The organism is Lactobacillus gallinarum (genome assembly GCF_002160635.1).
Classification (GTDB): domain Bacteria; phylum Bacillota; class Bacilli; order Lactobacillales; family Lactobacillaceae; genus Lactobacillus; species Lactobacillus gallinarum.
In genome coordinates, this window is record NZ_NFKZ01000018.1 from 21942 (window position 1) to 35113 (window position 13172).

General features: G+C 34.6%; 9 protein-coding genes, 2 pseudogenes and 1 other annotated feature. Of the genes and pseudogenes, 3 read left to right on the forward strand and 8 right to left on the reverse strand.

Annotated features, from left to right (window positions below):
* Positions 1 to 41: 41 nt before the first annotated feature.
* From B5E95_RS06945 to B5E95_RS06970, 6 genes and pseudogenes are all read right to left on the reverse strand, one after another.
* Positions 42 to 287, reverse strand: a pseudogene (locus B5E95_RS06945) (restriction endonuclease); the annotation flags it as partial.
* On the reverse strand, positions 286 to 1254 hold the full coding sequence (locus B5E95_RS06950; protein WP_087235988.1) for a hypothetical protein: 969 nt from the start codon (positions 1252 to 1254) through the stop codon (positions 286 to 288). The pseudogene B5E95_RS06945 and the gene B5E95_RS06950, both read right to left, overlap by 2 nt.
* Positions 1255 to 1333: 79 nt before the next feature.
* Complete coding sequence (locus B5E95_RS06955; protein ID WP_087235990.1) at positions 1334 to 2734, reverse strand: restriction endonuclease subunit S; 1401 nt, start codon at positions 2732 to 2734, stop codon at positions 1334 to 1336.
* Complete coding sequence (locus tag B5E95_RS06960) at positions 2721 to 4175, reverse strand: class I SAM-dependent DNA methyltransferase (protein WP_087235992.1); 1455 nt, start codon at positions 4173 to 4175, stop codon at positions 2721 to 2723. The genes B5E95_RS06955 and B5E95_RS06960 overlap by 14 nt, the downstream gene beginning before the upstream one ends.
* 20 nt (positions 4176 to 4195) lie before the next feature.
* Complete coding sequence (hsdR, locus tag B5E95_RS06965) at positions 4196 to 7408, reverse strand: type I restriction-modification system endonuclease (RefSeq protein WP_087235994.1); 3213 nt, start codon at positions 7406 to 7408, stop codon at positions 4196 to 4198.
* 130 nt (positions 7409 to 7538) lie between these two features.
* Complete coding sequence (locus tag B5E95_RS06970; protein ID WP_087235995.1) at positions 7539 to 8939, reverse strand: TcaA 3rd/4th domain-containing protein; 1401 nt, start codon at positions 8937 to 8939, stop codon at positions 7539 to 7541.
* Positions 8940 to 9119: 180 nt separating this feature from the next.
* On the opposite strand from B5E95_RS06970, the gene B5E95_RS06975 reads away from it, so the two are divergent.
* Positions 9120 to 9626, forward strand: a complete 507-nt coding sequence (locus tag B5E95_RS06975) for a hypothetical protein (RefSeq protein ID WP_025005384.1) — start codon at positions 9120 to 9122, stop codon at positions 9624 to 9626.
* Between the two features lie 48 nt (positions 9627 to 9674).
* Here the strand turns inward: B5E95_RS06975 and B5E95_RS06980 are convergent, their stop codons facing one another.
* Complete coding sequence (locus B5E95_RS06980; RefSeq protein WP_087235997.1) at positions 9675 to 10073, reverse strand: hypothetical protein; 399 nt, start codon at positions 10071 to 10073, stop codon at positions 9675 to 9677.
* A 119-nt stretch (positions 10074 to 10192) separates the two neighbouring features.
* Positions 10193 to 10439: a binding site (T-box leader), on the forward strand.
* A gap of 195 nt (positions 10440 to 10634) precedes the next feature.
* Between B5E95_RS06980 and B5E95_RS06985 the strand changes: the two genes are divergently transcribed.
* Together B5E95_RS06985 and B5E95_RS06990 are read left to right on the forward strand one after the other, a co-directional pair.
* Positions 10635 to 11735 carry a vitamin B12 independent methionine synthase gene (locus tag B5E95_RS06985; RefSeq protein WP_087235999.1) on the forward strand — a complete coding sequence of 367 codons (1101 nt, stop codon included), beginning with the start codon at positions 10635 to 10637 and terminating at the stop codon, positions 11733 to 11735.
* A 57-nt stretch (positions 11736 to 11792) separates the two neighbouring features.
* Positions 11793 to 12269 carry an S-ribosylhomocysteine lyase gene (locus B5E95_RS06990; protein WP_087176462.1) on the forward strand — a complete coding sequence of 159 codons (477 nt, stop codon included), beginning with the start codon at positions 11793 to 11795 and terminating at the stop codon, positions 12267 to 12269.
* Between the two features lie 147 nt (positions 12270 to 12416).
* Here B5E95_RS06990 and B5E95_RS06995 read toward each other — a convergent pair.
* Positions 12417 to 13055: pseudogene (locus B5E95_RS06995) on the reverse strand (amino acid permease); the annotation flags it as partial.
* Positions 13056 to 13172 lie beyond the last annotated feature (117 nt).

Here is a 13172-nt window from a genome sequence, read left to right on the forward strand (position 1 = left end):
CGACTCTTTCAAAAGTTTCTTATTGTATCTCATCGATATAATCACTCTGCAAAGAAATCATCATCAATATCATATAGTTCATAAGTCTGTTGGACTTGAACTCCAACTTTGTATTGCACCATTAAATTGGTCAGCATTTCGCCATCAACTAGAGCAATATTCAATTGCTTGGCTGCTTCCTTTGCACCACTAGTAAATGAAGAAGTAGTGATAAATACACCACGATCTGCTCGCTTGCGTCTTAATGCACCAGAAAAGCTATCGATTTCTGGGCTACCAACTACATTATTTCTCTTCTTTATACTTCTCAACACTATTTCTGTAGTAATCATTAAATATTGAAGAGATGCCTGTAAGCATTAAATCGCAAAGTTCTTTTGAAGTATAACCCGAATTATAATGACTTACTGCATTCCTTGCTTTAAAAACTAATCTTATATATCTCTCTTGTCGAGTATCAATATTTATTGGCTCTTTTCTTAAATTGTTTATAAGACTTGCAGCCGTTGGATCATATCCTAATCCTTTTAATGTATCAAAACCGTTTTCAGCATAATTTTGAAGAATAATAAGTAAGAGATGCTCTAAACAACTTCCAAGACCTGAGGCACACAAAAACCATTTTTGATTATTATATGCACATAAACACTGATTAAATTCATCCGTAAATTGCTCATTATTAATTGTCTCAAGCATGTCATTAAAGTGATATCTATCAACAAAATATTTTTGATTTGATAATGGAAAAGACGCTATAGGTTTCGGCATACTCTCTACAGATAACGTACTATCATATTCCTTATCTACCCACTGATTCATCCAAGCTTCACTTTGTACAGCATCAACACCATCAAAAACACCAAAAGTTACCTTAAGCGAAGCAGGAAGAATATTTTTAGATAATTTCTTTGAAATTAATTGTTTTGAAACCAGCCAATTTATTCTGTCTTTTTCATTAACATATCTTGAAAAACTTGGGTTATTTGTTTCTAAATATCCATTTGCTAAAAGTACCTCATTTATAGTATCTGAAGTTGTGGCAAATGATACAAAACCTTTGTGTCCTCCCACTACATCAATATAAACTTCTATTCCATAAATTCTTACTTTTTTATTATTTGCCCATGCAAATCTTGTAAGTTGCTCGCCTTTAAAATTATAATAATTCTCTACTCTATTTAGATAAAATCTGTGCAAGAGATTAATTAATTCTTTTCCTTTATTACTTTCCATCTTTTCAAATTTTAAAGTCATAATACACCTATTTATTCTATTTTTATTCAGTATTTCAATTTTGAATTTTCGTAATTTTACTAAAAATTATCTACTCCCATTAACATGAAATAATACTTAAAAGGTTATCTATTTCAATCACAATTTTATTTTGTTCCACTAATGGTGGAAGCGCTAATAAAGTCCTGTATATTTTATTACCTGATATTACTGGCTGAGCAGTCTGGCTACTCAACTTTGATAAATTTAAAAAACTTAAAGCATAATACAACCACTTTTTACTTAATCTAGTAGATTCGCTAACTACTAAAGAATTATCTGTAACCCACGCTTCCTTGCTCGTTATATGTATGACCCCCGCATAAAAACCAACTCTCCCAATTAAGAGCGTATTTTCAGAAGTATTTGACTTATTAAAATTTCCTATTATTCCGTTAGCTCCATATACGATATATTTTCCATTTTTAACCAGATTCTTCTTAGGTAAATTTTTCCCGGAATGCACGGTTAGTATATCCCCCAATCTAACCCACTCCCAATTATTAGGAATTTCGAACGGCTTCTCATCATCCGTGATTGGTGGCAATGGCTTTGTCTTCTTGATCTTCTTTTCCTTGATCAGCTCTTGTTTCTCCGCCTTAATCTTCCTAAGCACCACACTCGCTGGCTCATCATTTGGATCTTGCTTAACCAATTTTCCACGCATCGCCAAATCCAGCACCTTGGACTTCAGCAAAGTCTGAAGTTTTGCGTATTGTTGTGTAGATGTTTCGACTTTGCGAAGCAAAGCGAATAGCTGTGCTATTTTAGCAGCGATTCGACTTTGCTCTGATAATGGTGGTAAAGGAAAAGAGAAATTTTCTATTTTTTGTTTTGAAATATTTGGCTGTGCTCCACCACTACCTAAATCAATTAATCTTTTTCGGGATGCAAATAAATAATAAAATAAGTACCAATTATAAACGCCATTAAAAGGTGTGCAACCACAACAAGCCTGGTTCGTAACTAATTCTTTATTACCAACAATACCTAATTTTCCAATAGTGGCACCATACATTGCAATTAGAACATTACCAGGTTTGTTAATCTTAACTGAAGAATTTTCTACTCCTAATTTCGTTATCTTTTCAGTAGTATCTTCTACTACATCATCATTCAAATCTCCGGTTTTAAGCCAAGGTATATTACCACCATAATATTCGGGATGCTTTCGAGAAGGAGTGGCACCAGCTGCCCAATTTCCAACATCCCCTAATCTCACCCATTCCCAGCTATCAGGAATGTCAAAAGGCTTCTCATCATCTGTAATCGGAGGAAGTGACTTCGTCTTCTTAATCTTCTTTTCCTTAATCAGCTCAGCTTTTTCTGCCTTAATCTTCTCCAGCAGCACACTCGCTGGTTCATCATTTGGATCTTGCGACACCAATTTTCCACGCATCGCTAAATCCAAGATCTTCTCTCTTAAAGCTTGAGCATCAAAATCTAAACTATTCGTCTTCACTATCGTCAATTCCTTCTAATGCCTTATTCAACTCTGCAATCGCTTCACTAATTGCCTTAGACTTTTCATTCATATCACTAAGGATTTCCTTCAATGACTTAGTTTCATGTTCCTCTTCATCGCTCATCCATGAAATATCCAAGCTGGTGTTAGGACGCTTCTTAATTTCATCAATCGTAAACTTACGCCAGCGACCATTAGGATTCTTCTCTTTATCCCAAGTCTCTTTACGCTTAGAACGATCATCAACGCAGAATAACTTTTCAAATTTTGCAAAATCTTTATCATTTAACGGATTGCGCTTACCAAATGACCGCATCTGGTGACGCATATCATAGATCCAAGTTTCCTTAGTATTATCCTTATCTTCTTCTCCGCGAGTGAAGAACAAGACATTGGTCTGCACACCTTGAGCATAGAAAATACCAGTAGGTAATCTCAAGATAGTATGCAAATTGCACTTGTTCAGTAAATCTTTTCTGATTTCTTCACCAACACCATCCGCAAACAAGACATTATCAGGAACAACTACGGCAGCTCTAGCCTTGCCATCCCTCTTCAATGAGTTATAGATAATTTGCAAGAAGTTAAGTTGCTTGTTAGAGGTCTCGTAAGTTAAGTCATCACGAGTAACACGTTCGCCACCCTTTTTAGTACCAAATGGTGGGTTGGTTAAAACAACATCAAAGTTCTTCATCCACTTACCATTAGCTGAAAGTGAATCGCCTTGCTCAAGCCGGCCATCCATGCCATGTAAGTATTCATTCATAATGGCTAAGCGGTGCGTATTAGGTACAAGTTCCATCCCTGAAAAGGCATCTTTCACTTGGAAAGCATATTGCTCCTCTGATAATTCGGAATAATCATCAGTCTTATCCTTTAAATACTGATCTGCCGCAACCATGAAGCCAAAAGTACCAGCTGCTGGGTCATTACAACGATCACCGATCTTAGGCTCTGTCATCTTAACCATCATATTGATTAACACACGAGGAGTAAAGTATTGACCGGCACCTGATTTAACTTCGTTGGCGTTTTTCTCCATCAAGCCTTCGTATAAATCACCAAGGCCTTCTTCACGAGCAGACCACCAATCAAGATCGTTAATATCTTTGATGATCTTTTCAAGGTTAGCTGGTTCATCAATGGCAGTTGAAGCATTAGCATAGATTGCATTAATACGCTCACTCTTAACTACCTCTGGATTACCCAAATCAAGAAGCAGTTGACGATAGAAATTCTTTAATTCTAATCCTTCCTTATTAACTAGGTTATCCCAACGATATTTTTCAGGAATATCTTTTTCTTCGTCTTGTTCCTTACTCATCTTCAAGAACAAGATATAAGTCAATTCCGTAATGTAGTCTTGATAACTTACACCATCGTCGCGTAATACATTACATTCATTCCAAAGTTTTTGAACTATTTCTTGATTGGTCATACTCACTTATAAAAAACTCCTTAAACATATAAATTTTCATTCAATACATAAATAATCTGATCAGCATATTTAGGAAAAATCTTCTTAATCTGCTTATATCCACCCTGACGCTTGAAGTAAAAGTTATCATCAAAAGCATGCTCAGCGTTTGGACCTAATACAGTAGAAGAAAGCAATTGATTTTCAATTCTCTTCAACCATTTCTTCTGCATGATGTTCCAATCAGCCATACCGTAAACCTTCTGCATCGCATTATGAATTCTCACATCATGGTCAACCAGCTTCGATCCTGATGCGGCTTGCCTAATAAAGCTGATAATATCTGCTGTTGTCTGCTCATGTTTAGTTGTTTTCCAAGCAGATTGAAGATCATTTTCCTTAAATCCATTCTGCTCTAACTTTAACTTGATATCTTTCAACTCATCAAAAGTTAAATCCTTCGGTCTAGTAGCTACAACTTGCAAAGCAGGAATAACATTTACATTTTCTTTGACGAACTTATTAAAGCTATCAATATAATCTTCCGGCTTATTATTGCCTTGACCATAACCTCGTTCAGTACCGATAACTTCATCCTGCTCATTAGAGATAAACTGCTTTTTCACTGGATGTACCTGATCAAGTTGCTCAAACTTAGGCCATTGTTTCATAAAGTCAGCTTTACTCATTTTGCTTAATTTACCAGCCCATTCATCAACTGATGGAATCTCAGCTAAACGTTCGAACCTATTTCGCCCTTGATCATCAAGACGTTTGATTTTTCGTTCGACAGCGCCAGCCATATCAACTTGATATTGATGACTATCTTCAGCAATTTCAAAATAGTCTTCCTTATGATGCAAGAAATAATTTACATTATGGCCAGGATTTTGAACAACTGGCTTCATATTAGTTACCTTATTCATGGCATCATAAATACCAACTGCATCAAAAATTCTGAACTTATCTTTATGAATTTCAGGACATAATCTAGTCGCACGTCCTAGCATTTGCTCATATAAAATTCTCGACTGCACTCTTCTTAAAAAGACAATATTAGTAATTGCAGGCACATCAACACCGGTGGTTAACAGATCAACTGTAACGACAATATTAGGATAGTCTTCATTCTTAAAATTTCTAATTTCCTGGTTGGGATGACGAATAGAGCCAGTAATTTTTTCAATTGCATCATCATCAACCGGACGACCATCGTCTTTAAATGCCTTCTTCAACAAATCTACGACCATATCAGCATGTTCATCCGTTGCCGCAAAAATTAGAGTCTTTCCTGCATCCCTATCCGTAGGATCAAGATAGTTTTTAACTAGTTCATCACAAACCACCTTATTAAAACTAGGTGTAATAACCCGATGATTAAAATCTTTGACATCAAAATTCATATTATCAGGTAATTTTTCCTTATCGATAGTCTTTTCATTTTGGTTAAAGACATCAACTTCTGCACCCTTTTTGAAATGAATACCTTCTTTAGCTAATTTAGTTTGAATAATAATTGGTGCATCATGATCAACTAAGTAACCATCAAGTACAGCTTGCTGATAGCTATAAGAATAGACAGGATTACCAAAAATTTTCGTTGTTTGCAATGCTGGTGTAGCAGTCATTCCGATTGCAGTAGCGTCAAAATAATCAACTACTCGACGGTACTGACTAACATATTCTTCTTGATCATAATTTTCATATTCTTGATCGCTTAGCTCTCTATCTTCTGCATAACCGCGGTGAGCTTCATCAACAATAATGAAATCATATTGACCAACTGAAGGCTTTTCATAATTATCATCATTAAAGAATAATCTTTTAATCATTCCCTGAACAGTTGCAATTTGAATCTTAGTAGAAGCATCAGGCACTTTATCAGATAATTCTTTTAATCCATAAATAGAAGAAATCGACATTGTACCTATCTTATTATCTTTAATTGCATTAGCAGTTTGGCGACCAAGTGAATTTCGATCAACTAAATAAAGGATTCTTCTAGCTCTTTTATGCTTTAGCAAACGATACATTAACGAAATAGCAGTTCTAGTTTTACCAGTACCCGTAGCCATCGCAAGCAAGATACGTTTTTTTCCATCTTTAATTGCATTTTCTAAAGACTGAATCGCATCAAGTTGATATGGACGAGCTGCAAATTGCGGATAATCTTCATCATCTGCCAAATCTTTATTTGCTTCATCCTTATTCTTAGCAGTTAACTTTAATGCCAAATCCTCAGGAGTATGAAATTCTTCCAAAGCATATGCATTTTCTTTTGAATTACGTGCATCCCAAAACCAAATACCTGATTTTTCCTTATATTGTTCTAAATATGGACGACCATTTGCAGCATAAATAAAAGGAACCTTGTAATCACCCATCTCTTGCCCTATTAAATGGTAATCTGATCTAAATGGAACTTCCTTAGCATATTCTTTAGGCTGGGCCATTTGTCCTGCAATATCTTGATCCCATCTCTTTGCTTCAACAATGCCATAAAAATCTAAGCCCTTAAAAAGTGCATAGTCAGCTCTTTGACCATTAGGCAATACCCATTCTGCAATCGCCATACTATGACCTTTCTGTGGTTCAGTTTGATGCTTCCAATTATTTAGTCTTGGTGTATCTGCTTCCCAACCTGCATTACGTAATTGGCTATCAATTAATTGTCTAGTTTCTTCCTCATTTAACGGATGCTTTTTAGCAAATTGAACATTTACCTTGCGTCTTCTTGTTCTTTCTTCCGCTGAAATAGTAATTTGTGGCCGGTTTTCTTGCAGCTGCTTAATTTTTTCTTCTAAAACTTTAATCTTATCTGCTTGACTCTTTAATATATTTCTTTGATCAACTGGTGTAACATATTCAGGAACATCGTTTAAAGAAAAACTTTCTAAGAACCATTTCCAAACTAAATAAGCCTTTTGATCAATTTTTAAAGCATCACCTTTGGTTGCGATAAATTGATTATCATGAGTAGCTCTATTCCGTTTGCGTCTGATCTCACCTAATGCTAATAAAACTGCATCAGGATAGCCATTTTCGGAGTAACGCATCTTATCGATTCGTGCTTTTTGGTTCAACTCCCAATCGCCTAAACCATCTAAATGCATAATTTCTCTTGTTAATTGTTCACCAAAAGTACCAAAAACAGTTAAACTGCTTCTTGGATCTGAAAAAATCAAACTCTCAGCACTAGAAGCCAATTTAGCATATTCATGATAATTTTTATCTGAAGTATTAAAATTAGACATTCCAATCATCCTTACATCAAAAATGCATACATATATGTTCATTTTACTCTGAATTAATTATTAAGAACAAGTTCAAAAGCACGTAACAAAAAACTTGATGCCAAACTGACATCAAGTTTTCAATTATCTTTTACTTTGAACTGACAATGCGTCCACCGCCAATTGTTTTTATCTTAAGGCCTTTAGAAGTAGACCTAGCAGAAGCATTTCTAAACTTCATAACTTGAACTCTCTTATAACGTTTACCATTTTTATTAAACGCAAAATTGAATTCTACAGAATAATGAATATCATTCAGTGACTTATTGTTAACAGTAATATTGGCATGATACTTAGTAAGGTTAGGACTATTACGCCAATTACTTACTAAAGTTCTCAATTCAACATAACTCTTATTCTTACTGCCACCAATAAAATCTTTAGAGTTAGGATAGTTAAAATTATCTTCCAATAATTTACCAACATTTTTAGATTGCTGCCAATCTAATTTAAGTACAGCTACATTTTTGCTGCCTTTGATAGCTGCAGGTACATTCTTAACTTGCTTAGTTTTAACAAGTTTCCCCTTCTGCTTTTTAGCTGCATATATAGAAAACGGCTTGGTTAATGGTACATCTTCAAGAACAAGATTTCCTTTTTTATCTAGCTTACCAATATTATGGTTATTTAGATAAAGCTTACCGTTTGGCATCCCTTGAACCTCAATCGTCTTAGCATTAAGTTTTACTTCAGCTGTTTGATCTTTCCAAACGTTAACCGTCTTTTTAAACTTATCTGTTTGACCCAAATAAGAAGATTTTGCTTCTATATTATATACGCCAGGGAAAACTTTTTGCTTTTTAGTAAATTTTGCGCCATTAACTGTAACAGTAGAATGGTGATAATCATTAACCACACTCAATTTATAAGTTGGCAATTGAACTACATACCGAGGGAAAAACAAGAAATAATGTCCCTGCTTAATCAGTTTAATTGGTAAGTTATTCTTACCCATCAAGCTCTTTTTCAATTTCTTATATGCGGCAGGATTATTCTTATAGTATTCCTTTAATGGCATTAAATTTTTAGCAGTAAGTGGAACGTTCCCTTTAGTTACCACATTGTTAACCTTGCCATTTTTTAATCCAGTTTCTATCCGACTAATCTGAGCCTTGCAGCTATAGTAATTTGTACCAAACATTACCAAGATTGCGATTACGGCGACAACTACTTCAACCAATATTGACCATTTGAAATGAAATTTTTTCTTTTTAAATTTAGGTAAAGGCGTTGGCTTTTTATCCGACTTAGAAACAATAGTTTTTGATTCTGACTGCTTCTTTTTTTCAGGCTTAGCGACAGATTTTTTCTCTTCAGCTTGAACCTTTTCTTTATCCTTTTCAGCAGTCGACTCATTATTTTTTAATCCTAACAGCCCTACATTCACTATCACCATTGTTTCATCATTATTAACTAAATTGAAATGACAAAATGGACAATACTTCTCCTCAGGGTCTACTTCTTTACCACAATTAGGACAAATTTTCTTCATTTTATTTTATACTTAATCACTAAAATATTTATTATAACTATACTTATTATATCCTAATAACACTATTTTTTAACAGAAGGAATTTTTCTAGAAAAATTTAGCAAAAACAGTTCCAATATTTAAAAAAATAACTATAATACCATGTTAGATAATTAATATAGAAGAGGTGAATATTTTATCATGAAGAATTACACCATTGATCACGACATGTATTTAATGAATTACAAAAATGGTGACGTTTTAAAAGTAACTGTCAATAAAGAAGACTCAGTTAAAAATTTACAACTATATCGGCAAGATGGTCTTGGCAATTATTATCTTGATAAAAATTCACGGCTGAAAAAACAAGATAATTTGACCACTAAGAAAGATATTGTCAAAGCAAGTAAGAAGATTGGTGGTCACAATACTCATCATATTGATAAATGGCATCATCAAGTTGTTCCTATCTATAATGCTCAACACCAAATTACGGGCTTCAAACCGAAGTTAGCCCTTGAGCACCATGCTAGAATTCAAAATGCCAAAAGATATTTGCGCCATTTAGATCATCATCATGCAATCTACTTGTCTACTACCAGCAGAAATACCTTGCTCAAGCCAATAAATTACCTTAAAGATGCAATTTATGCAGACCGTAACAAGGAAATGGTTTTAGCACATAAGATTCACAAATTAAGTCGATAAATTTAAAAGCTCCAAAAGTTAAATGCTTTTGGAGTTTTTTTACTTAACTTATTCCTCGCCAAACCATGCTTCTACTCTTGCTGCAACGTTAAATGGCAACGAATCAGCTAAAAAGGAACACAACAACCATTTTTGGAAATATTCACTGCTTTCATGATCATGAATATCAAATGCATCATTTTTGAAATTCTTAATATTGCCATATTCTACTTGAATAGGCACGTATACTTTATCGTATTCCACATTATAATTTTCATCCACTTCATCAACCAGACTATATCCCTTAGGACAATTATGAAAAATCACCTGGTCAGAATTTAAATCTAAATTCTTTTCTGCAATAACTGCATCTTGATGTACTTGAGTAAATTTTTGCGTGTTGGCAGCTATTTCTTTGCCACTGACTACTTTATTCAAATCAGCATTTACATAGAAAACTTTAGTCATTTTTTCTCTCCTATTCTTCTTGTTACTAACCACATATTATCTGTCTTATTTTCTAAAATCAATCAAAGTTTTTCTTGACAGCAATTTTCATTCGGCGTATTATAATGGCAATTAAATTAATAAAAGCTTAGAAAAGATGAGTAATTGCTTAAAATTTCTAACAGAGAGTCGGATTAGGTGAAAGCCGATGCAATGGCAAGCAATGAATATGGTCTTGGAGCTAAATTAAAATGCGAGCATTAAGTAAGCAAATTACGAGTGACGATCGTTACCCCGTCTGAGTCTTCCCTATTGGGAGTACTTATTGAGGAATTGGCTGTGAAGTTAATTTAAACATGGGTGGTAACACGCTTGAGCGTCCCTAGCATGAAATATGCTAGAGGCGCTTTTTATTTTGCTTATTTAATCAAAGGAGGAATCAATCATGAAAAAAGCAATTACAATTACTAATTCAAAAATTATTATCAATAAAAAAGTATTTGAACGAATGTGTCTCCTTGTATGGTTGATTTTTATTATTTGCGGACTATTTATTGTTGAATAATTACAAGGAGAAAAAGTATGACTAACTTAACTCATTATGATATTGTAGGAAGTTTTTTACGACCAAAAGAATTAAAAAAAGCAAGAAAGAAATTTAATGAAGGAAATATTTCTCAAGCAGAATTAACGCATGTCGAAAATCAGGCAATTGATCAATTAATTCAAAAAGAAGAAAGTCTAGGCCTAAAATTTGTAACTGACGGAGAATTTCGTCGCAGCTGGTGGCACTTAGATTTTCTCTGGAACTTAAATGGCGTTGCTAAATATAACTATCATGAAAGCTACAAGTTTCACGGTGCTAAAACGCGAACTGATAATGTCGAATTAGCTGGCAAAATTGCTTTTAATCCTGATCATCCATTTTTTGAAGCCTTTAAATTTGCCCAAAAGCATGCGAACGTGCAGATAAAGCCAACTATTCCCTCACCTACTCTGCTTTTTAGAGATAATCGATCGGACAATTGGAACAAATTTTATGATAATCGACAGGATTATCTGGATGATCTAGCTACTGCTTATCATGAAACTATTCAACATTTCTATGATTTAGGCTGTCGTTATCTTCAAATTGACGATACAACCTGGGCCTTTTTAATCAGTAAACTTAATGAAACTATAGATAATCCTACAGAGCATACTAAATATACAAAATTAGCTGAAGATTCAGTTTACGTAATCAATCAAGCTATAGAAAACTTGCCTGAGGATCTTACGATTGCAACTCATATTTGCCGCGGTAACTTTAAGTCCACTTTTCTTTTTTCAGGTGGCTACGAAGCAGTTGCCTCATACCTGGCACAACTAAACTATGATCGTTTCTTTTTAGAATATGACAGCAAGCGGGCTGGTGATTTGGCACCTATTAAAACTATTTGGAACAACCGACCAAATGTCACAATTGTTCTTGGCCTCGTCACTTCAAAGTCAGGCAAACTAGAGGAAAAAGAAGATTTAATCAAACGAATTAACGAAGCAGCTGAACTAGTTCCTTTAACCAATTTGGCACTCAGTACTCAATGTGGTTTTGCTTCAACCGAAGAAGGAAATATTTTAACTACTGACGACCAATGGAACAAAATCAAATTAGTAGTTGATACTGCCAAGCAAGTTTGGGGTTAAAATTCGTAATTCAAGTTAAAATGAAATTAAGTAGTTTTTTAAACAAGGAGAAAAATTATGGGAAAAGTAGAAAGTTTTGAATTAGATCACACTAAAGTTAAGGCACCTTACGTTCGCTTAATTACTGTTGAAGAAGGGGCAAAGGGCGATAAAATTAGTAACTTTGATTTACGTTTAGTTCAACCAAACAAGAATGCTATTCCAACTGGCGGTTTACACACCATTGAACACTTATTAGCCGGCCTTTTACGTGATCGTATTGATGGCTACATTGATTGCTCACCATTTGGTTGCCGGACCGGATTTCACCTTTTAGTTTGGGGTACCCCGTCAACTACTGAAGTTGCTAAAGCCTTGAAAGAATCACTAGAAGAAATTCGTGATAACATCAAATGGGAAGATGTACCGGGCACAACTATTGAATCTTGTGGTAACTACCGAGATCACTCATTATTTTCAGCTAAGCAATGGTCAAGAGACATTTTGGCTGAAGGTATTTCAGATGATCCATTTGAACGTCATGTAGTGGAATAATCAACTTGAGAAGATCTGCAGGGATCTTCTTTTTTTGTTCTCGCGTTATTCACGCGAAAAAAGCGAAAGTTTGTGAGAGCAACGAGAATAAAAAATACTAGCCTCAAGATTACCTACAATACCATAATCTTAGACTAGTATTTTATTTTATAAATTTACTTTTTCTTTATGTTCGCGGTATGCATAATATATCCAAGCGACAACACCAAATGCTACCGGACCAATTGCTGTCCAGAATGAAGTTTGATAATCACCTGTAAATAAAGGCTCGATACAAGTAAAGACAATACCAATAGCTACAACCAACCAAACTACAATTGTCGTAGCCCAAACTTTTTTCTTACCTTCGATAAAGACAAATGGTCGATCTAAATCTTTCTTAGCCTTAAAGAATGGATATGCAGCAATTAAGAACAAGTATGGTGCAGATGATGATACGTTCATCATATCCATCAAGATGGTATAGAACTGATCTGCAGCATTACCACCGAATGAAATAAACAAGATAATTACACTAACGATAATTGCTTGTACCCACATTGAACGTTCAGGCATATTATGCTTGTTCAATTGCACCAACTTTTTAGGCAAAAGGCGTGGGTCACAACCTTCAATAAATGACTTAATTGGTGAGTAAACCATCAAGAAAGCTGCAGCAACACCTGATAAAACATCGGCAATACCTGCAAAGTGTGAAAATGCGGAACCAATTGCCAAAGATGCAGATTCTGAAAGTCCTAAGCTGTGACCAGTAACCACACCCAAATTATTAATCAAAACGTATTCCCGGATTTAAAATTGAAGTGCAACACTAAGTGTTAAACAAAAAGGCCATGAAGACCTAAACTTGAAGTGACGAAAAATCAAGAAAGGAAGATCTTCATGACCAATTCAAATTCTAGC